Origin of the sequence: Paracoccus sp. S-4012, assembly GCF_009674885.1 — a bacterium.
In the GTDB taxonomy this organism is placed as follows: domain Bacteria; phylum Pseudomonadota; class Alphaproteobacteria; order Rhodobacterales; family Rhodobacteraceae; genus Paracoccus.
The window spans coordinates 61,532-83,186 of record NZ_WKKA01000003.1; the positions used below are offsets into that span (position 1 = coordinate 61,532).

The 21,655-nt window shown below is 69.5% G+C and carries 15 protein-coding genes; 12 read left to right on the top strand and 3 right to left on the bottom strand.

Annotation, left to right across the window (positions count from 1 at the left end; genetic code table 11):
* Positions 1–31 precede the first annotated feature (31 nt).
* Positions 32–1,054, top strand: a complete 1,023-nt coding sequence (locus tag GI374_RS05695; RefSeq protein WP_154336069.1) for an LLM class flavin-dependent oxidoreductase — start codon at positions 32–34, stop codon at positions 1,052–1,054.
* A 3-nt stretch (positions 1,055–1,057) separates the two neighbouring features.
* Here GI374_RS05695 and GI374_RS05700 read toward each other — a convergent pair whose 3' ends face one another.
* A complete protein-coding gene (locus GI374_RS05700; RefSeq protein WP_229582725.1) occupies positions 1,058–1,561 on the bottom strand; it encodes an MgtC/SapB family protein in 504 nt (167 codons plus the stop codon).
* Positions 1,562–1,662: 101 nt separating this feature from the next.
* On the opposite strand from GI374_RS05700, the gene GI374_RS05705 reads away from it, so the two are divergent.
* Positions 1,663–3,321 carry an alpha/beta-hydrolase family protein gene (locus GI374_RS05705; RefSeq protein WP_154336070.1) on the top strand — a complete coding sequence of 553 codons (1,659 nt, stop codon included), beginning with the start codon at positions 1,663–1,665 and terminating at the stop codon, positions 3,319–3,321.
* Positions 3,322–3,443: 122 nt separating this feature from the next.
* Here the strand turns inward: GI374_RS05705 and GI374_RS05710 are convergent, their stop codons facing one another.
* Both GI374_RS05710 and GI374_RS05715 read right to left on the bottom strand, forming a co-directional pair.
* Entirely contained in the window at positions 3,444–4,955 is a 1,512-nt protein-coding gene (locus GI374_RS05710; protein ID WP_154336071.1) for a catalase, read from the bottom strand.
* Positions 4,956–5,197: 242 nt separating this feature from the next.
* Positions 5,198–6,061 (bottom strand): MurR/RpiR family transcriptional regulator, encoded by an 864-nt coding sequence (locus GI374_RS05715; protein ID WP_154336072.1) that lies wholly within the window; start codon positions 6,059–6,061, stop codon positions 5,198–5,200.
* Between the two features lie 140 nt (positions 6,062–6,201).
* Here GI374_RS05715 and GI374_RS05720 point away from each other — a divergent pair, with 140 nt between their 5' ends.
* The 10 genes from GI374_RS05720 (at position 6,202) to GI374_RS05765 (ending at position 21,655) form a co-directional block, all read left to right on the top strand.
* The gene (locus GI374_RS05720) at positions 6,202–6,957 is read left to right on the top strand and encodes an N-formylglutamate amidohydrolase (RefSeq protein WP_154336073.1); all 756 of its coding nucleotides are present in this window, start codon (positions 6,202–6,204) and stop codon (positions 6,955–6,957) included.
* The gene (locus GI374_RS05725) at positions 6,957–7,463 is read left to right on the top strand and encodes a TRAP transporter small permease subunit (protein WP_154336074.1); all 507 of its coding nucleotides are present in this window, start codon (positions 6,957–6,959) and stop codon (positions 7,461–7,463) included. Before GI374_RS05720 ends, GI374_RS05725 begins: the two co-directional genes overlap by 1 nt.
* The gene (locus tag GI374_RS05730) at positions 7,463–8,803 is read left to right on the top strand and encodes a TRAP transporter large permease subunit (RefSeq protein ID WP_154336075.1); all 1,341 of its coding nucleotides are present in this window, start codon (positions 7,463–7,465) and stop codon (positions 8,801–8,803) included. The genes GI374_RS05725 and GI374_RS05730 overlap by 1 nt, the downstream gene beginning before the upstream one ends.
* Positions 8,804–8,851: 48 nt before the next feature.
* A complete protein-coding gene (locus GI374_RS05735) occupies positions 8,852–9,886 on the top strand; it encodes a TRAP transporter substrate-binding protein (RefSeq protein ID WP_154336076.1) in 1,035 nt (344 codons plus the stop codon).
* Positions 9,887–9,945: 59 nt separating this feature from the next.
* Entirely contained in the window at positions 9,946–11,310 is a 1,365-nt protein-coding gene (locus tag GI374_RS05740; protein ID WP_154336077.1) for a glutamine synthetase family protein, read from the top strand.
* A gap of 3 nt (positions 11,311–11,313) precedes the next feature.
* Positions 11,314–12,699 (top strand): aldehyde dehydrogenase family protein, encoded by a 1,386-nt coding sequence (locus tag GI374_RS05745; protein WP_154336078.1) that lies wholly within the window; start codon positions 11,314–11,316, stop codon positions 12,697–12,699.
* Positions 12,696–13,841 carry an iron-containing alcohol dehydrogenase gene (locus tag GI374_RS05750; RefSeq protein ID WP_154336079.1) on the top strand — a complete coding sequence of 382 codons (1,146 nt, stop codon included), beginning with the start codon at positions 12,696–12,698 and terminating at the stop codon, positions 13,839–13,841. The genes GI374_RS05745 and GI374_RS05750 overlap by 4 nt, the downstream gene beginning before the upstream one ends.
* Before the next feature lie 162 nt (positions 13,842–14,003).
* Positions 14,004–14,396 (top strand): response regulator, encoded by a 393-nt coding sequence (locus GI374_RS05755; protein ID WP_154336080.1) that lies wholly within the window; start codon positions 14,004–14,006, stop codon positions 14,394–14,396.
* A gap of 42 nt (positions 14,397–14,438) precedes the next feature.
* Positions 14,439–19,616: a HAMP domain-containing protein gene (locus GI374_RS05760; RefSeq protein WP_154336081.1), complete on the top strand. Its 5,178-nt coding sequence runs from the start codon at positions 14,439–14,441 to the stop codon at positions 19,614–19,616.
* Positions 19,616–21,655 (top strand): response regulator, encoded by a 2,040-nt coding sequence (locus GI374_RS05765; protein WP_154336082.1) that lies wholly within the window; start codon positions 19,616–19,618, stop codon positions 21,653–21,655. Before GI374_RS05760 ends, GI374_RS05765 begins: the two co-directional genes overlap by 1 nt.

Below are 21,655 nucleotides of genomic sequence, written 5' to 3' on the forward strand. Positions count from 1 at the left end.
CGTGACCCGCCACCAGCCGGAGGATGCTCCCATGAAGAAGATCGGCTTTCTCTCCTTCGGCCACTGGTCGCCGGGACAGGGCTCGCAGACCCGCACCGCCGCGGACGCGCTGCTGCAATCCATCGAGCTTGCCGTGGCGGCCGAGGAACTCGGCGCCGACGGCGCCTATTTCCGCGTCCACCACTTCGCCCGCCAGCTCGGCTCGCCCTATCCGCTACTGGCGGCGGTCGGCGCGCGGACCAGGACGATCGAGATCGGCACCGCCGTGATCGACATGCGCTACGAGAACCCGCTTTACATGGCCGAGGATGCGGGCGCGGCGGATCTGATCGCGGGCGGGCGGCTGCAACTGGGCCTCAGCCGCGGCTCGCCCGAGCAGGTGATCGACGGCTGGAAGCACTTCGGCTACCGCCCGGCCGAGGGCGAGAGCGACGCCGAGATGGCGCGGCGGCACACGCAGGTGTTCCTCGACGTCATCCGCGGTGAGGGCTTCGCCCAGCCGAACCCGCGGCCGATGTTCCCGAACCCGCCCGGCCTGCTCAGGATCGAGCCCCATTCCGAGGGCCTGCGCGAGCGCATCTGGTGGGGCGCGGGGTCGAACGCCACCGCCGTCTGGGCGGCGCGGCTGGGGATGAACCTGCAAAGCTCCACCCTCAAGGACGACGAGACCGGCGAGCCGTTCCACGTTCAGCAGGCGGCCCAGATCCGCGCCTTCCGGGAAGCCTGGAAGGAAGCTGGGCACGCCCGCGCGCCGCGCGTCTCGGTCAGCCGCAGCATCTTCGCGCTCGTGGACGACCGCGACCGCGCCTATTTCGGGCGGGGCGGCGAGAGCGAGGATCAGATCGGCATGATCGACGCTCAGACCCGCGCCATCTTCGGACGCAGCTACGCCGCCGAGCCGGACAAGCTGACGAAGGAATTGTCGGGCGACGAGGCGATCGCCGAGGCCGACACGCTGCTGCTGACGGTGCCGAACCAGCTTGGCGTCGACTACAACGCCCATGTGATCGAGGCCATCCTGACCCATGTCGCGCCAGCCCTCGGCTGGCGCTGAGGGTTACTCCTCCTCTTCGTCGTCGATGCGGATGGTGTAGTCCTGCGTGAACGGGCGGCTGAGGACCAGCAGGCCCACGAGCGCGGCGGTCAGCAGCGCCGCGAGCCACAGCAATCCCAGCCCGCAGATGAGGCCGATCGCGCCCGAGGCCCAGATCGAGGCGGCGGAGCCGGCGCCATAGACCGTATGCTCCTCGCGGAAGAGGGCGCCGGCGCCGATGAAGCCGATGCCGGTCATCACCCCGCTGAGGACCCGCCCAGGATCGATCGAGATCGTCTCGGTGTCGGTGCGGTAGGCGAACTCGACGATCGCCACCGTCAGCGCGCAGGACGCGAGCGCGATGATCGCGAAGGGGCGGAAGTCGATCGGCTTCTTGCGCAGGAACCGCTCCATCCCGAGGCCGAGCGACAGGATCAGCGCGACCGCGATCCGCAGGATCGCGTCGGCCCAGGTGAAATGCCCGGGGATGAAGACGGAGGCATCCATGCGGGCGAACGCGGCCCGCATCGCCGCCGTTCCGCCGCAATGGCGCTTCAAATCCGCCCCGTGCCGACGCTATCGTGGCAGCGGCCGCGGCCGCCCGTGGCGCTTGGTCACGAGAATTCCGCTTGGCGCGTCCCCGCACCTTCTTCGGCCTGCCGCTCCTGCCGCTGCTTCTGGGGCTGCTGTTCTTCGCGGTATCGCTGACCCCCTCGCTGATTCCGAGGAGCGGGGTGGTGCAGGGGGTCCTTGGCGGCGTCGTCGGGGCGGCGGGCTACATGATCGGGCGCTTTCTGCTGACCGTCTGGCGGCAGATGTATCTGCCGCTGCTGCGCGGCCGCAGGGCGGAGGCCGCGCATACCATCCTCGCCATCCCGATCCTCGGGGTGCTGGTCTTCTGCCTCGCCAATGCCGGCCGCTGGCAGAACCAGATCCGCGTGCTCATGGGCCGCGAGCCCGAGGAGAACGCGCGGGTCCTCGGCATGGTGCTGCTCGCCACCGCCGTCTTCGCGGCGCTGCTGATCCTCGGCACGCTGATCCGGGTGGCCTTCGACCGCACCCGGCGCCACCTCTACCGCTACATGCCCGAGCGCACAGCCGATGTCGCCGGCCTGATCCTCGTCGCCGCGGCGCTGTTCTTCATCACCCGAGACGGCATCGTCGACCGCCTGGTGCGCGCCGCGGACAACTTCTACGCCAGCGCGCAGGAGCTGTTCGAGACCGGCCCGCCGCCGCCCGGCGATCCCTTCGTGACCGGCAGCGCGGGCTCGCTCGTGGAATGGGCGGCGATGGGTCAGCCGGGGCGGGACTACGTGACCGGCGGGCCCGATGCCGAGGCGATTGCCGGTTTCACCGGCCGCCCCGCGCTGCGGCCGATCCGCATCTATGTCGGCCTCGCGCAGGCCGAAAGCGCCGAGGAGCGGGCCGAGGTGGCGCTGCAGGAGCTGATCCGCCAGGGCGGGTTCGAGCGCGAGGTGCTGATCGTGGCGATGCCCACCGGCACCGGCTGGCTCGATCCCGGCAGCATGGACGTGGTCGAGTTCATGCATGGCGGCGACATCGCGACGGTGGCGGTGCAGTACAGCTACCTGCAATCGCCGCTGGCGCTGATCCTCGAGACCGGCTCGGGGCTGGATCAGGCGCGGGCGCTGATCCGCACGGTGCATGAATACTGGCGCACGCTGCCCGAGGACGGCCGCCCGAGGCTCTACATGCACGGGCTGAGCCTCGGGGCCTGGGCCTCGATGTTCGGCACCGACCTCTTCGCGCTCCTCGACGATCCGATCGACGGCGCGCTGTGGGCCGGGCCGCCGTTTCCCTCGTCCTTCTGGAACCAGGCGGTCGCGGCGCGCAATCCCGGCAGCCCCTATGTCGCGCCGGTGGTCGGCGACGGCCGCCTGATCCGCTTCGCCAGCCACTTCAAGCCGGCCGGACCGCCCGACGGCTGGGGCAACATGCGGCTGGTGTTCCTGCAGTATTCCAGCGATCCGATCGTCTTCTACGAGCCGACCTCGCTCTTCCGCGCGCCCGCCTGGATGCGCGAGCCGCCCGCGCCGGACGTCTCGCCCGAACTGCGCTTCATCCCGGTGGTGACGCAATTCCAGCTGGCGATGGACATGGCGCTCGCCAACACCGCCCCGCCGGGCCACGGCCACGCCTACTACGCGCCGGACTATATCGGCCCCTGGCGGGCCGTGACGGCCCCGTCCGAGTGGACCGATGCCGACAGTGCGCGGCTGGCGGCCCATTGCGCCGGTGGGTTCCAGACCGGCTGCGGGGAGGGGTAGTGCCGCGGCGGGAAGAACGCCCCGGCCAGAGAAAAAAGAAAGAGCCTGCCGCATGCGAAAACGGCAGGCTCGCGGATCGTGGATTGCGGCCATCGGCGAGCCGCAATCGCTTTCGCTCTGCCTCAGCCCTCGCCCATGCCCTCGGCGGGGCGGGGCGCGCTGCCCTCCTTCACCTTCCTCTCGATCCGCGCGCCCACGTCGCGGTCGATGCTCTTCCAGTAGTCGAAGGCGCGGCTCAGCACCGGCTCGCGCACGCCGCCGAGCAGGCTGCCCGCGACCTGGTCGACCAGTTCCGCCCGCTGCGCGTCGTCCATCACCTCGCGCACGAGCGTCCCCGGCTGGCCGAAGTCGTCGTCGTTCGAGCGCATCTTGTATGCGCTGCGGACCATCGGGCCGTCGGTCTCCCAGCCGTCCGTCATCGGCCCGGTGTCGTCGGCCCATTCGCGGCCGCCGCTGTTGGGGACATAGACGGGGGCGGCGCCGGTGTGATGGTAGTTCATCGGCCCGTCCATCATGTAGGTGTTCACCGGCACCTTCGGCCGGTTCACCGGCAGCTGGTGGAAGTTCGCGCCGATGCGGTTCCTCTGGGCGTCGTTGTAGCCGAAGGCGCGGCCCTGCAGCATCTTGTCGGGCGAGAGGCCGATCCCCGGCACCGTGTTGCCGGGCGAGAAGGCGGCCTGCTCGATCTGCGCGAAGAAGTTCTCGGGGTTGCGGTTCAGCGTCATGACGCCGACCGGAATCAGCGGATAGTCCGCATGCGGCCAGGTCTTGGTCAGGTCGAACGGGTTGAAGCGGTAGTCCTTGGCGTCCTCGTAGGGCATGATCTGCACCTTGAGGTCCCATTGCGGGAACTCGCCCGCCGCGATTGCGCGGAACAGGTCGCCGCGGTGATAGTCGCTGTCGCGCCCGGCCATCTCGGCCGCCTCGGCATTGGTGAAGAACTTCATCCCCTGGCGGGTGTGGAAGTGATACTTCACCCAGAACTTCTCGCCCTTGGCGTTATACCACATGTAGGTGTGCGAGCCGTAGCCGTTCATGTTCCGCCAGGTGCGCGGCAGGCCGCGCTGGCCCATCAGATAGGTGACCTGGTGCGCGCTCTCGGGGTTGCTGGTCCAGAAGTCCCACTGCATGTGGTTGTCGCGCAACCCGCTGTCGGGCAGGCGCTTTTGGCTGCGGATGAAGTGCGGGAACTTCATCGGGTCGCGGACGAAGAAGATCGGCGTGTTGTTGCCCACGAGGTCGTAGTTGCCCTCGTCGGTGTAGAACTTGAGGCTGAAGCCGCGCACGTCGCGCCAGGTGTCGGGGCTGCCCTGCTCGCCCGCCACGGTCGAGAAGCGGGCCAGCATCTCGGTCTGGGCGCCCTTCTGGAAGAGGGCGGCGCGGGTGTATTTCGACACGTCCTCGGTCGTCTCGAAGACCCCGAAGGCGCCGCCACCCTTGGCATGGGGCTGGCGCTCGATGGTCTTCTCGCGGTTGAAATGCGCCATCTGCTCGAGGAAGTGGACGTCGTGGAGCAGGACCGGGCCGTCCGGCCCGATGGTCAGCGAGTTGCGGTCGCTCGGCGCCGGGGCGCCGGTGCTCATGGTGGAGGGGCCGCTGCTGTTGTCGTTGGTGGTCTTGCCGTGCCGTGCCATGATCCCTCACATCTCAATAAGTGGCGTAACTGTTCGGCGCGTATTGTGGCCCCAACAGCGGGGGGTCACAAGGCCGGGGGGCTTGGCGGCGGGTCAGTCGGAGGCGCGGTCGGGAGGGAGGCCGGGGTTCACGGGACAGGGGCGGTGCGCGCGGAGCACGCACCCTACGCGTTGAAATTCCACGCAGAAAGATCCGCGCCGCTTCGTATGGTGCGTGGTTTCCACGCACCATCGCCCCGACATCACCGCGAGCGCAGCAGCTTGCTCCGGTCGTAAAGCTCCTCCAGCCGGGCCATCCGCGCGCGCGTCTCGTCATGGGTCAGCGCCTGCACCGCCGCGAGCAGCGTCTCCACCAGCACCATCAGCACCGAGTTCGAATCCCAGGCCGAGGGCGCCTCGACATGCGCGGGAAACACATGCGTCGCGTGGCTGGCGGCGGGCGAGAGCCACTGGTCGGTAAAGAGGACGACCTCAGCCCCATGCTCGGCCGCCATCGAGGCCAGCGAACCCACCGCGCTCTCGTAGCGGCGGATGTCGAAGGCCACCAGCACGTCGCCCCGCTTCAGGTCGAGCATCGCGGGCGGCCAGCCCGAGGCGGCGTTGGCGATCAGCTGCACCCCCGGCCGGATCACCGTGAGGTGGGTGCAGAGGTAATCGGCGAGCGCATGGGTGATCCGGCCGCCGACCGCCAGCACCCGCCGCTCCGGGTCGGCCAGCAGGGCGGCGGTGGCGTCGAAGTCGCCGGGGTCGACCTGCGCCAGGGTCGCCTGCAGGTTGCCCGCCACGGCCGCGGCGAAGCGGTTGAGGACATGCCCCTCCGGCGCCGCGCCGGACCAGCGTTCGTGCTTCGCCAGCGGCGAGACGAGCTGCGCCGCCAGCTCGTCCCTCAGCGCCGACTGGAACTCCGGGTAGCCGCGGAACGAAAGCTTGTGGACGAGCCGCAGGACCGTGGGCGAGGACACCCCGGCCTCGGCGGCCAGCCGCGTGATCGAGACAAGGCCCGCGACCGGGTAGTTGCGCCGCAGATGCGCCGCCAGCTGCCGCTCGGCCGGGGTGAGGGCCCGCGAGGCGGCGTGGAGGCGTTCGAGCATGGTCTGCGGCTGCATCGGACGCCCTCCCGGTCGGCGGGGAGCCTAGCACCGACCGGCGCATCCGGGAAGAATCGTAACAGCAGGGATACTCACGAAAAGATCTTGACGGATACCCGCCGCCGCGACAGCCTCGCAGCAGGTCTTGGGAGGGGCTGATGATCGCGACAACGGAGGTGAGGCATGCCGACGCGCCGGGGCAGTTCCTCTTCGTGTGCGAGCACGCCTCCAACGCCTTCCCGGAGGAGTTCGGCGGTCTCGGCCTCGATGAGGCCGCGCGGCAGGCGCATGTCGCCTGGGACCCCGGCGCGCTCGGGTTGGCGCGGGGGCTTTCGGACGTGCTCGGCTCGCCGCTGGTCGCCGCCACCGCCTCGCGGCTCGTCTATGACTGCAACCGGCCGCCCGACGCGCCGGGCGCGATGTGTGAGCGGTCGGAGGCGTTCGACATCCCCGGCAATCTCGGCCTCGACGCGGCGGCGCGGATCGAACGGACCGAGGCGGTCTATCTGCCCTTCCAGGCGGCGCTGACGCGGCAACTGGCGCGGATGCTGGCGCGGGGGAGGCGGCCGGTGCTGGTGACGATCCACAGCTTCACCCCGCTCTGGTTCGGCACCCCGCGGACGGTGGAGCTGGGCATCATCCACGACACCGACGCGAGCTTCGCCCTCGCGCTCGCCGACGCCGCGCGCGACCTGCCGCTGCGAACCGCGCTGAACCAGCCCTATTCCGCGGCCGACGGCGTCGCCCATACGCTGAAGCTGCACGCGACCCCGCACGGGCTGCCGCACGCCATGCTGGAGATCCGCAACGACCTGATCGCCGACGCCGCCGCGCAGGCGGCGATGGCCGCGCAACTCGCCCCGGTGCTGGAGCGCGCCCGCGCCGCGCTGCCGGTGAAGGGGAGGGCGGCGTGATGCCGGGCTGGGTGATCCGCACCGTCCGCATCGTCGAGGGCTTCAACTACTACGTCGGCCGCGCGGCGATGCTGCTCTTCTTCGCCCTCGGCGCGATCCTGCTCTGGTCGATCATCGCCAAGGCCTTCTTCCGACCGCCGCTCTGGACGCAGGAGATGTCGCAGTTCACGCTGGTCGCCTATTTCATGCTGGGCGGTGCCTACGCGCTGCAGCTGGGCGCCAATGTCCGCATGGACCTGCTCTACCAGCGGTGGAGCCCGCGGCGCCGTGCGATGGTGGATGCCGTCACCGTCTTCGCGATGATCCTCTTTCTCGGCGTCATCATCTGGGGCGGGCTCGACAGTGTGATCTACGCGCTCGAGGTGGGCGAGCGGTCGCGCTCGGTCTGGCGGCCGTATCTGGCGCCGGTGAAGATCATCATCGTGACCGGCGCGGCCATGATGCTGCTGCAGTCGGTCTGCTTCCTGATCCGCGACATCGCCTTCCTGCGCGGCAAGGAGTTCTGATGCCCTACGAATACATCGCCGTCACGATGTTCGGGGGCATGCTGATCCTGCTGCTGACCGGCCAGCGGGTCTTCGCCGTCATCGGCTTCATCGCCGCGCTCGCGGGTGTCGCGCTCTGGGGCACGGGCGGCTCGGCCATTCCCTTCACCAGTGCAATCAAGCTGATGAACTGGTATCCGATGCTGACGCTGCCGATGTTCGTCTGGATGGGCTACGTCATGTCCGAGACGCGCATGGCGGACGACCTCTACCGCATGTTCCACGTCTGGTTCGGCCCGGTGCCGGGCGGCCTCGCCATCGGCACGGTGCTGCTGATGGTGCTGATCTCGGCCATGAACGGGCTCTCGGTCGCGGGCCTCGCCATCGGCGCCACCATCGCGCTGCCCGAGATGCTGCGCCGCGGCTACGACAAGGTGATGGTCACCGGCATCATCCAGGGCGGCTCGAGCCTCGGCATCCTGGTGCCGCCCTCGGTGGTGCTGGTCCTCTACGCCATGATCGCGCGGCAGCCGGTCGGGCAGCTGTGGCTCGCGGGGATGCTGCCAGGGCTGCTGATGGCGGCGATCTTCATCGTCTACATCGTGATCCGCTCCGGGCTGAAGCCGTCGCTGGGACCGCCGCTCCCGAAGTCGGAGCGCAACATCCCGCGGGCCGAGAAGCTGCGGCTCCTCAGCGCCGGCATCATGCCGCTGGTAATCTTCTTCTCGATGATGGGGCCGTTCCTCTACGGCTGGGCGAGCCTCGTGGAAGCCTCGGTGATCGGAGCGGCCGTGACCACCATCGTGGCCCTGGCGCGGGGGCGCTTCACAAAGGCGGTGTTCGAGACCTGTTCGGTCCAGACCCTCGGCGTCACCTGCATGTTCCTGTGGATCCTGCTGGCCGCGCTGGCCTTCGGCGCGGTGTTCGACGGCCTCGGCGCGGTGCGCGCGATCGAGGGGTTGTTTCTCGGCGAACTCGGCCTGTCGCCCTGGGGCGTGCTGATCCTGATGCAGCTGACCTTCCTGGTCATGGGCATGTTCCTCGACGACACCGCCATGCTGGTGATCGTCGCGCCCCTCTACATTCCGCTGGTGGCGAAGCTCGACCTCGGCATCCCGCCCGAGCAGGTGCTGATCTGGTACGGCATTCTCTACACCATCACCTGCCAGATTGCCTATATTTCGCCGCCCTTCGGCTACAACCTGTTCCTGATGCGCGCGATGGCCCCCGAGCATGTGACCCTGGGCGACATCTACCGCTCCATCGTGCCGATCGTGCTGCTGATGCTGCTGACCCTCGGCATCATCATGCGCTTCCCGGAGATTGCGCTCTGGCTGCCCAATCTCGTCTATTCCCGATGAACCCCGAGGGTGGATCAACCACCCCTGAACCCAGCACAGGAGGAGAAGATGACCACCCGACGCAAGTTCCTCGCCACCGGCGCCCTGGGCGGCGCCGCGGCGGCGCTGGCCGCGCCTGCGATCGCGCAGGGCGCGCCGCTCCGCTGGCGGATGCAGACCTATGCCGGCGCGGCCCTGGGCGAGCATGTCGCCAAGCCCGCCATCGACAGCTTCAACAAGATCGCCAACGGCCAGATGGAGATCGAGCTCTACTACGCCGACCAGCTCGTGCCCACGTCCGAGCTGTTCCGGGCGATGCAGTCGGGCACCATCGACGCGGTGCAGTCGGACGACGACTCGATGCAGTCGCCGACCGAGGTCACGGTCTTCGGCGGCTACTTCCCGCTGACCCTGCGCTACAGCCTCGATGTGCCGGTGCTCTTCAACCAGTACGGGCTGAAGCAGATCTGGGAGGAGGAATACGCCAAGGTCGGCGTCCAGCACATTTCGGCCGGGTCGTGGGACCCCTGCAACTTCGCCACGCGCGAGCCGATCAACAGCCTCGCCGACCTGAACGGCAAGCGCATCTATACCTTCCCCACCGCCGGCCGATTCCTCGCCCAGTTCGGGGTCGTGCCGGTGCAGATCCCCTATGAGGACGTGCAGGTCGCCCTGCAGACCGGCGAGATCGACGGCGTGGCGTGGTCCGGCATCACCGAGGACTACACCGTAGGCTGGGCCGACGTGACCAGCTACTACCTCACCAACCCCATCTCCGGCGCCTGGATCGGACATTTCTTCGCCAATCAGGACCGCTGGAACGAGGTCCCCGAGCATCTCAAGGAGCTGATGCGGGTCTGCTTCGAGCAGTCGCATTACTACCGCCAGTGGTGGTACTGGGGTGGCGAGGCCGACCTGCGCGTGAACGGCCCGAAGCTGCAGCTGACCACGATCCCGGCCCAGGAATGGGCGCAGGTCGAGGCGGCGGCAGAGGTCTTCTGGGACGAGATCGCGGCCGAGTCCGAGATCAAGGCGAAGGTCGTGGAGATCTTCAAGAACTACAACGCAACCATGCTGAAGGCAGGCGCCCCCTACCGCTACTGAGCGGGGGGCAGGCGACGGACGGACGCGGCCCGCCGCGTCCGTCGCCGGGGAGGGGAGAGATGCCGGGAAACCTGAGCCTGGAGCAGTTGAAGGCCGAGGCCGCCGCGGGGACCATCGACACGGTCATAACGGCGATCATCGACATGCAGGGCCGCCTGATGGGCAAGCGGTTCCACGTCAGCAACTTCATCGAGACCGCCCATGAGGGCACGCATGGCTGCAACTACCTGCTGGCCACCGACCTCGAGATGAACACGGTGCAGGGCTACGCCTCGGCCTCATGGGGCATGGGCTATGGCGACTACATGCACAGGCCCGACATGGCGACGCTGCGCCGCATCCCGTGGATGCCGGGCACGGCCATGGTCCTCTGCGACGTGATGGACCACCACGGGCATGAGGAGATCGCCGTCTCGCCCCGCGCGGTGCTCAAGCGCCAGATCGCGCGGGCCGAGGCAATGGGCTTCACGCCGATGATGGCGACGGAGCTCGAGTTTTACCTGTTCCGCGACAGCTACGACGCCCATGCGGCGCGCGGCTGGCACGACCTTCAGCCGATGGCGCCCTACAACATCGACTACTCGATCCTCGGCACCATGCGCGACGAGCCGGTGATGCGGGCGATCCGTAACGGCCTCTACGGCGCCGGGGTGCCGGTCGAATGCTCGAAGGGCGAGGCCGATGCCGGGCAGGAGGAGGTGAACATCCGCTACTCCGACGCCCTCGACACCGCCGACAACCATGTGCTGGTCAAGCAGGCCGTGAAGGAGATCGGCTTCCAGCACGGGGTTTCCGCAAGTTTCATGGCGAAATACCGCCACGGCAAGGCGGGGTCGTCGAGCCATGTCCACCAGTCGCTGATGAAGGACGGCGGGAACGCCTTCCATGACCCCGCAGCGCCGTCGGGCATGTCCGACCTGATGCGCGCCTATCTCGCCGGGCTGCTGGAGCACGCGGCCGAGTCGACGGTGTTCCTCGCGCCCTATGTCAACAGCTACAAGCGCTTCTGTGTCGGCCTCTTCGCGCCGACCAAGGCGGTCTGGTCCACCGACAACCGCACCGCCGGCTACCGCGTCTGTGGCGAGGACACCAAGGCAGTGCGGGTCGAGTGCCGTGTGGGCGGCGCGGACCTGAACCCCTATCTGGCGCTCGCAGCGCAGCTTGCCGCTGGCCTCGACGGGATCGAGCGGGGGCTGGAACTGGGGCCGCAGCATGGCGGCGACCTCTATGCCGACGAGGCCGCGCCGGAGATCCCGAAGACGTTGCGCGACGCGGCCGAGTTGCTGGACCGGTCGGCGTTCCTGCGCGGGGCGATGGGGGACGAGGTGGTGGACCACTACGTCCACAACGCCCGCTGGGAGGTCGAGCAGTTCGACCGCGTCGTCACCGACTGGGAACTGGCGCATGGATTCGAGAGGGCCTGAGGATTGACCGTCATCCGCCTTGTCTCGCCGGTGAACGGCGAGGTCTATGCCGAGCGCGAGGCGCTGAGCTTCGACGCCGCCACCGCCGCCGTGGCCCGCGCCCGAGCGGCGCAGTCGGCCTGGGCCGTGCTGCCGCTGTCCGACCGCATCGCGCGCGTGACCGCCGGGATCGCCGCGCTCAACGTCATGAAGGAGCGCGTGGTCGAGGAACTCGCCTGGCAGATGGGCCGCCCGACCCGCTACGGCGGCGAGTTCGGCGGCATCAACGAGCGCGCGGCCCACATGACCGCCATCGCGGAGGACGCGCTCGCTTCGATCGTGACGCAGTCCGACGCCCGCTTCGAGCGGCGCATCGACTGGGTGCCGCATGGCGTCGTTTTCGTGATCGCGCCGTGGAACTACCCTTACATGACCGCGCTCAACACCATCGTCCCGGCACTGGTCGCCGGGAACGCGGTGGTGCTGAAGCACGCCAGCCAGACCCTGCTGGTCGGCGAGCGGCTGGCCGAAGCGCTGCATGCGGGCGGCGTGCCCGAGGACGTGTTCCAGAACCTCGTCCTCGACCATGTCACGACCGAGGGCCTGATCCGGGCCCGCAGCTTCGGCTTCGTGAACTTCACCGGCTCCGTCGCCGGGGGCGCGGCGATCGAGCGCGCGGCGGCCGGCACCTTCACTGCGACGGGGCTGGAACTCGGCGGCAAGGACCCCGGCTACGTGATGGAGGACGCGGACCTCGACTGGGCCGTGGACGTGCTGATGGACGGCGCTATGTTCAACGCCGGCCAGAGCTGCTGCGGGATCGAGCGGGTCTATGTCCACGAGCGGCTGCATGACGATTTCGTCGGCCGCTGCGTGGCCTGGGTGAACGACCTCCGTCTCGGCAATCCCTTCGAGCCGGAGACCACCCTCGGGCCGATGGCGAACGCCCGCTTCGCCCAGGTCGTGCGCGACCAGACCGCCGAGGCCATCGCGGCGGGCGCCACGCCGCTGATCGAGCGGCAGAACTTCCCTGCCGACGACGGCGGCGCCTATCTGATGCCGCAGGTGCTGACGGGCGTGAACCACTCGATGCGCGTCATGCGCGAGGAGAGTTTCGGGCCGGTGGTCGGCATCATGCCGGTGAAGGGCGACGACGAGGCGCTCAGGCTGATGAACGACAGCGATTTCGGCCTGACAGCGTCGCTTTGGACCAGCGACCCCGAGCGCGCCGAGGCGCTCGGCCGCCGGATCGAGACCGGAACCGTCTTCATGAACCGCGCCGACTACATCGACCCGGCCGTGACCTGGACCGGGGTGAAGGACACCGGCCGCGGCGCCTCGATGTCGTCCCTCGGCTACCGCGCCGTGACGCGCCCGCGCAGCATCCACTTCCGCAAGGTGAAGGCATGAGTCTCAAGGCCAACTGGTCCTATCCCACCGCCATCCGCTTCGGCGCCGGCCGCGTGGCGGAGCTTCCCGATGCCTGCGAGGCGGCGGGCATGGCGCGGCCGCTGCTGGTGACGGACCGGGCGCTCGCCGTGCTGCCGATTACCGCCTCGACGCTGGCGATCATGGAGGGCGCGGGCCTTGGGCGGACGGTGTTTTCGGAGGTCGATCCGAACCCGAACGAGAAGAACCTCGCCGCCGGGCTGGCCGTTTATCGCGACGGCGGCCATGACGGCGTCGTTGCCTTCGGCGGCGGCTCGGCGCTCGACCTGGGCAAGCTGGTGGCCTTCATGGCCGGGCAGTCGCGCCCCGTTTGGGACTTCGAGGACATCGGCGACTGGTGGACCCGGGCCGATCCGCAGGGAATCGCGCCGATCATCGCCGTGCCGACCACCGCCGGGACCGGCAGCGAGGTCGGCCGCGCGGGGGTGCTGACCAACAGCGAAACCCATGTGAAGAAGATCATCTTCCACCCCAGGATCCTGCCCACGGTGACGATCTGCGACCCGGAACTGACCGTCGGGATGCCGAAGGCCATCACCGCCGGCACCGGGATGGACGCCTTCGCGCATTGCCTCGAGGCCTATTCCTCGCCCTTCTTCCACCCGACGAGCCACGGCATCGCGCTCGAGGGTCTGCGGCTGGTCAACGAATACCTGCCGCGCGCCTATGCGGACGGCAGCGACATCGAGGCGCGGGGGCAGATGATGGCGGCGGCCTCGATGGGAGCGGTGGCGTTCCAGAAGGGCCTGGGGGCGATCCATTCGCTGTCGCATCCGCTGGGCGCGCGCTACGGCACCCACCACGGCACCACGAATGCCGTCGTGATGCCGATGGTCCTGCGCTTCAACCATCCCGCGATCGAAGACCGCATCGCCCGCGCCGCGGCCTATCTCGGCATCGCGGGCGGCTTCGAGGGCTTCTTCGACCGGGTGCTGGCGCTGCGCGAGGAGCTCGGCATCCCGCCGAACCTCACCGCGCTCGGCGTGCCGAAGGAGGACCTCGACGCCATCGCGCAGGAGGCGCTCGATGATCCCTCGACCGGGACCAACCCGGTCGAGATGACGCTCGAAAACACCCGCGCGCTGCTGGAGGGCTGCTACTGACTCCTTGCGGGATGCGGCGCGTTCCAGGCGGCCGAATCGGCGCGGGTTCCGGGTTGTCACCCTGCTGCCGCAGGGCCGCTGCGTCAGGGTGCCGCATACTGGCGTTGCCTCGCGAAGGGCGTTAGGGCAGGAAAAATATTTCGCCCCGAGGACAATTACATAATGAGTGCCCCGCCGAAGCTGCGCGTCCTGATTGCAGAGGACGAGGTTCTGGTTTCGATCTTTCTCACCGACGTCATTGAAGACGCTGGCTACGAGGTCGTGGGCGTCGCCCGCACCGCGGACGAGGCGGTGGCGCTGGCCGGGATGCACCGGCCCGACATCGCGCTGATCGACGGCAACCTCAAGGGCGGCTCGAGCGGGATCGAGGCGGCCGAGGCGATAGCGCGCGACCACCGCACCGCGATCATCTTCATCTCCGGCGACAGCTTCCTCGCCGATGCGCCGGCGGTCAAGGCGCTCGACCCCGTGGCGGTGGTCGAGAAGCCCTGCATGCCCGACGAGCTGGTCGCCGTGCTCGCCCAGGCGGCCGAGCGGCGCGCCCGCGCCGCCTGACCCGTCCCCCTCACGCGCCCATCAAGACCCTCAGGAGTCCCGATGCCCTTCCGTGTCAGTAACGCCGACGGCAGCCAGATTGCCCTTCCCGCGGCGCTCCGGGCACTCGCCCGCGGCGATTTCTCGATCAAGCTGCTGGAGGAAGGCGACGAGGCGCCGGTCGCCGAGGCTTATAACGAGCTCGCCACCCAGCAGAACGCCATCGTGCAGGAGCTGGTGCGCCTGCGCCGCGCGGTGATGGAGGACGGCCTCACCTCCGAGCGGATGCAGGTCGACACGGCGGCCGGCGGCTGGCGCGATGCGGCGGATGCGGTCAACGGGCTGATCCAGGGCAGCGTCGCCCATCGCGAGGCGATCACCCGCGTCGTGCGCGGCGTGTCGGCGGGCGACCTGTCGCAATCCGTGCCGCTGGAGATCGGCGGCCGCCAGCTCCGGGGCGACCAGCTCCAGACCGCCGAGGCGGTCAACACCATGGTGGGCCGGCTGAAGTCCTTCTCGGCCGAGGTCAGCCGCGTCGCGCGCGAGGTGGGCAGCGAGGGCAAGCTGGGCGGTCAGGCGCGGGTCGAGGGGGTCGCGGGGACGTGGCGCGACCTGACCGACAACGTGAACGCCATGGCCTCGAACCTGACCGGGCAGCTGCGCGACATCGCCGAAGTCACCACCGCCGTGGCCCGCGGGGATCTGTCGAAGAAGATCACCGTCGACGTGCAGGGCGAATTGCTGACGCTGAAGAACACCGTCAACACCATGGTGGACCAGCTCAACGCCTTCGCGTCGGAGGTCACGCGGGTCGCGCGCGAAGTCGGGACCGAGGGCAAGCTGGGCGGACAGGCCCGCGTCGAGGGCGTCGCCGGGACGTGGCGCGACCTGACCGACAGCGTCAACGGCATGGCCGGGAACCTGACGATCCAGCTGCGCGACGTGTCGAAGGTGGCGACCGCGATCGCCTCGGGCGACCTGACGCAGCAGATCACCGTCGATGCCCAGGGCGAGATCCTGCAGATCAAGCAGGTCATCAACACCATGGTCGAGCAGCTCTCGGCATTCGCCTCCGAGGTCACGCGGGTCGCGCGCGAGGTCGGGACCGAGGGCATCCTCGGCGGGCAGGCCGAGGTCGAGGGCGTGGCCGGGACCTGGAAGAAGCTCACGCAGAGCGTGAACGGCCTCGCCACCAACCTGACCAGCCAGGTGCGCGAGATCGCCGAGGTGACGACGGCCGTGGCGCGGGGCGATCTCGGCAAGAAGATCACCGTGGACGCCAAGGGCGAGATCGCGGAGCTGAAGAACACGATCAACACGATGGTCGACCAGCTTTCGGCCTTCGCGTCGGAGGTCACGCGGGTCGCGCGCGAGGTGGGGACGGAGGGCCGCCTCGGCGGGCAGGCGCAGGTCGAGGGCGTCGCCGGCACCTGGGCTGACCTGACCGAACGCGTGAACCAGATGGCCGAGAACCTGACCGGGCAGGTCCGCAACATCGCCGAGGTCACGACCGCCGTCGCCAGGGGGGACCTGTCCAAGAAGATCACCGTCCATGTCCAGGGCGAGATGCAGGAGCTGAAGGAGACCATCAACACGATGGTCGATCAGCTCAACCGCTTCGCCTCCGAGGTGACGCGGGTGGCGCGCGACGTGGGCACCGAGGGCAAGCTCGGCGGCGAGGCGCGGGTCGAGGGGGTCGAGGGCACCTGGCGCGACCTGACCGAGAACGTGAACGGGCTGGCGACGAACCTGACCAGCCAGGTGCGCGAGATCGCCGAGGTGACGACCGCCGTCGCCCGCGGCGACCTCAGCAAGAAGATCAACGTGGATGCGCGGGGCGAGATCCTGGCGCTGAAGAACACGATCAACACGATGGTCGATCAGCTCAACGCCTTCGCGTCGGAGGTGACGCGGGTCGCGCGCGAGGTCGGCACGCAGGGCCGGCTGGGCGGGCAGGCGCAGGTGCCGGGCGTGGCCGGGACCTGGGCCGACCTGACCGACAACGTGAACCTGATGGCCGACAACCTGACCAACCAGGTCCGCGGCATCGCCCGCGTCGTCACCGCGGTCGCCAATGGCGATCTGAAGCGCAAGCTGACGCTCGACGTGAAGGGCGAGATGGCGGAACTGGCCGAGACGATCAACGGCATGATCGACACGCTGGCCACCTTCGGCGACCAGGTGACGGACGTGGCCCGCGAGGTGGGCATCGACGGCAAGCTGGGCGGGCAGGCGCGGGTGCCGGGCGCCTCGGGCCTGTGGCGCGACCTGACCGACAACGTGAACCAGCTGGCCGAGAACCTGACGACCCAGGTCCGCGCCATCGCCGAGGTGGCGACCGCCGTGGCCGAGGGTGATCTCACGCGCTCGATCACCGTCGATGCCAAGGGCGAGGTCGGCGCGCTGAAGAACGACATCAACCGCATGATCACCAACCTGCGCGACACGACCGAGGTCAACCGCGAGCAGGACTGGCTGAAGACCAACCTCACCCGCTTCACCCGACTGGTGCAGGGCCAGCACGACCTCAAGACGGTCAGCAAGATCCTGCTCTCGGGCCTCGCCCCGCTCATCGAGGTCCAGCACGGCGCCATCTGGGTCCGGCGCGACGAGGACGAGGGCCAAGTCTACGAGCTGGCGGCGACCTATGCCATGACGGAGCGCAAGTTCCTCGCCACGCGCATCGGCCCCGGCGAGGGGCTGGTGGGGCAGAGCATCGTCGAGAAGAGCCGCATCCTGCTGACGCAGGTGCCGCCTGACTATATCCGCATCCGCTCGGGCCTCGGCGAAGCCACGCCGCTGAACGTCGTCGTGGTGCCGATCGTGTTCGAGGACCGCGTCAAGGGCGTGATCGAACTCGCCTCCTTCAACCGCTTCACCGAGGTTCACCTCGCCTTCCTCGACCAGCTGGTGGACAGCGTCGGCATCGTGATGAACTCGATCCGCGTGTCGATGCGGACCGAGGCGCTGCTCGTCCAGTCGCAGATCCTGACGCAGGAGCTGCAGGCCCAGCAGGGCGAGATGCAGTCCTCCAACGCGCGGCTCGAGGAGCAGGCCGAGCGGATGCGCCATTCCGAGGAGATGCTGCGCCAGCAGCAGGAGGAGCTGAGCGTCAAGAACGTCGAGCTGGAGGAGAAGGCCAAGCAGCTGGCCCTGACCTCGAAATACAAGTCCGAGTTCCTCGCCAACATGAGCCATGAGCTCCGCACGCCGCTCAACAGCCTGCTGATCCTGTCGAAGATCCTCGCCGACAACAGCCGCGGCAACCTCAGCGAGAAGCAAGTCGAGCAGGCCGCCACGATCCACGCCGCGGGCGACGATCTGCTGCGGATGATCAACGACATCCTCGACCTCTCGAAGATCGAGAGCGGGACCGTGGTGCTGTCGCCCGAGGCGATGCGCTTCGAGGAGTTCGCCCACAACATGAACCGCCAGTTCCGCGACCTGGCCGAGCAGAAGGGGCTGGCGTTCGAAATCGGGGTCGATCCCGACCTGCCGCCGACGATGACCACCGACGCCATGCGGCTGCAGCAGGTGGTCAAGAACCTGCTCTCGAACGCCTTCAAGTTCACCGACAAGGGCGGCGTGCGCCTTTCGGTCGCGCCGGTGCCGCCCTCGCAGGACTTCCGCAACCCGCGCCTCGCCTCGGCGGCGCGGCGCGTGGCGATCGCCGTCGAGGATACCGGCATCGGCATCGCGCCCGCGCAGCAGCAGGTGATCTTCGAGGCCTTCCAGCAGGCCGACGGCACCACCTCGCGCCGCTACGGCGGCACCGGGCTTGGGCTCTCGATCAGCCGTGAGCTGGCGACATTGCTCGGCGGCGAGATCGAGCTGGTGTCCCGGCAGGGCGCGGGCAGCACCTTCACCCTCTACCTGCCGCTGGAGAACGGGCTGGCCGACGAGGAGGCGGTGCCCTCGGCCCCCGTCGCGCTGCCCGCGCCGCGGAAGGCCGAAGCACCTGTGCGCGCGCCCGTGCGCGAGGAGCCGCAGTCCGCGCCCACGGCGCCGCCGGCCGAGGAAACCCCAGGCGTCGCGCCCGCGCCGCGTAACGGCGACCGCCCGCTGGTGGCCATCGTCGAGGACGACCCGGTCTTCGCCGGCATCCTCCTCGACATCGCCACGGAACGCGGCTTCGACGGCATGATCCTCGGCCGCGGGCGCGAGCTGCCCTCGGTCATCCGCCACCACCACCCGGACGCCGTCAGCCTCGACATCCAGCTGCCCGATGTGGACGGCTGGGCGCTCGTGGACCGGCTGACCACCGACCGCGAGATGCGCCACCTGCCGGTGCATCTCATCTCGGTCGTGGACGACGAGGAACGGCTGCGCGGCCACGGGATCGAGTATTCCGGCAAGCCCGTCAGCCGCGACCGTCTGGTCGAGGTGTTCGACGCGCTCCGGGCGCAGGCGCTGCGGCGCGAGTGGCGGATCGTGCTGGTCCGGTCGAACGCGCGCCACGCGGCGAATATCCGGCCGTTGCTGGCAGAAATCGAGGGGCTGACGATCGACGAGGTGACGCCCGCGAGGGCTGCCGCGGCGCTCGAGACGCCGGCCGATGCCGTGCTGATCCTCGGGCCGGGCGTGGACCGGGCGCTGTCCGCGGCGCTCACCGCGCTCGGCCAGCGGCGCGACCTGCCGCCGGTGCTGGCCGGCCTCGACGCCGAGCCGGATCAGGCCGCGGCCGAACTTCTCGCCTCGCTCCGCGCGGAGGTCGTCCTGCGCGGAGAGACTGACGCGCAGCCGCGCCTGCTCGACGCCGTGGCGGGAACGCTGCGCCTCAAATGGGACCGTCTGCCGGAGGCGCTGCGGGCGGCCATCACCGCCGCGCGCTCGCGCGATGACCTGCTCGCCGGACAGCATGTGGCGGTGATCGACGACGACATCCGCAACATCTTCTCGATGACCGCGCTGCTCGAGGATCACGGGATCGAGGTCGTCAGCGCCGAGAGCGGCAAGGCCGGGCTGGAGCTGCTGGACACCGAACCGGACATCGCGGCCGTCCTCGTGGACATCATGATGCCCGAGATGGACGGCTACGAGGTCATGCGCCGCATCCGCGCCGACGCGCGCTTCCGCGACCTGCCGGTGATCGCCGTGACCGCCAAGGCCATGACCGAGGACCGCGAGCGCTGCTTCAATGCGGGCGCCTCGGACTACCTGTCGAAGCCGGTCGAGAAGGAGGAGCTGATCGCCGTCCTCAGGACCTGGATGAAGCGCCGCCGGCCGAGGAACGGCACCTGATGGCACCGGCGCCCGCCCCCGACGCCCCGGCCCGCATCCTCGTCGTGGACGACGACGAGGCGAACCTGATGGCGGCGCAGGCGGTGCTGGCCGAGCTGGGTCATCCGGTCTTCACCGCGCGATCCGGGGCCGAGGCCCTCCGGGCCGTGCTGCGCGAGGACTTCGCGGTGATCCTCCTCGACGTGCGGATGCCGGGCATGGACGGCTACGAGACGGCCGAGCGCATCCGGCAGCGCGAGCGCTCGCGCCATGTGCCGATCATCTTCCTCTCAGGCGCCGCCCGCGAGACCTCGCACCAGTTCCGCGGCTATGCGGCTGGCGCGGTGGACTATGTGCTGAAGCCGGCCGAGCCGCTGATCCTGCGCTCCAAGGTCGAGGTCTTCGCCCAGCTCTACGAGCAGCGCCGCCAGATCGCGCTGCGCGCCGAGGCCGAGCGGCAGCTGATGGCCGAGAACCTTGCCGTCCGCGCCCGCGAGGCCGAGGTCGCGCGCGAGCTGGAACGGACGCTGCGGACCCAGGCCGTGGTGCTGGAGGCGCTGCCGCTGGCCCTGTTCGTTTCCGGCCCCGACACCGACGGGCGCAGCTTCGTCGGCGGCAATGTCCAGTCGCTCTGCGGCGCGCAGGAGCTGGAGGAGTTCGAGGTCGGCGAGTGGCTCGCCCGCGTCCACCCCGACGAGCGCCCGCGGCTGGAGGCTGCGATCGAGGCCGCGCCCCGGACCGGCGGCTACGAGATCGAATACCGGCTCGGCTGCGGCAGCGAGGACCGCTGGATGATGGAGCGGGCCGACTGGCGCGAGGATGGCGAGGACGGGCCGATGCTCTACGGCGTCATCTCCGACATCACCAGCCGCAGGCGGCTGGAGGAGCAGCTGACCCATGCCCAGAAGCTCGAGGCCGTGGGCCAGCTCTCGGGCGGCGTGGCGCATGATTTCAACAACATGCTGGGCGTCATCATCGGCTCGCTGGACCGGGTGCTGGCGGCGAAGGGCCTCGACGACCGGACCCGCGGCCGCGTGTCGCTGGCCATGCAGGCGGCGGAGAGCTGCGCCGACCTGACCAAGCGCCTGCTGGGCTTCGCCCGGCGCCAGAAGCTGCAGCCGCGCGAGCTGGACGTGGCTGCCGCGCTCGACCGCATCGGCGGGTTGTTCGAGCGGGTGCTGGGCGAGACCGTCACCGCCTCCCTCGACATCGCGCCCGACCTGCCGCCGGTCTGGCTCGACGCCTCGCAGCTCGAAGGCGCCATCGTGAACCTCGTGGTGAACGCCCGCGACGCGATGCCGGAGGGCGGCACGCTGAAGGTGACGGCGGGGCTGGAGCGGCTGGAGGGCGACGACGCCGCGGGTCTGGACCTCGAGGAAGGTGCGTTCATCCGGCTCTCGGTCGCAGACACCGGCACCGGCATGGACACCGAGACGCAGGTCCGCGCGCTGGAACCGTTCTTCACCACCAAGGCCCCCGACAAGGGCACCGGCCTCGGCTTGAGCTCCATCTACGGCTTCATGCGCCAGTCGGGCGGCGGTCTCAGGATCGAGAGCGAGGTGGGGCAGGGCACCACGGTGCATCTCTACCTTCCCCCCATGTCGCAGCCCGCTGACAACGCCGCGGCGCAGGCGGAGGCCGAGGCCGCGGACTTGACCGGGCTGCGTGTGGCACTGGTCGAGGACAACGCCGCGCTGCGCGAGGTCACGCAGGCGATGCTGGGCGATCTCGGCTGCGCGGTGACCGCCTATGCCACGGCCGACGAGGCGGCGGCGGCGGTGGACCCCGGCGCGATCGACCTGCTGGTGACGGATTGCGTGATGCCGGGGGGCATCAACGGCCCCGAACTCGGGTCGCTGATGCGCGAGCGGCGGGGCGACCTGCCGATCCTCTTCATCTCGGGCTTCCGCGCCGATGCCGATGAGCTCCCGACCGAAGCCGCGGCGCTGCTGGGCAAGCCCTTCGACGTGCAGCAGCTGCGCCGCGCCCTGTCCGGCGTGCTGTCGGGCGCGGCCGCCGAACCGCCGCGGCCCGCCCGGCGCCGCCGCAAGAGCCGCTGA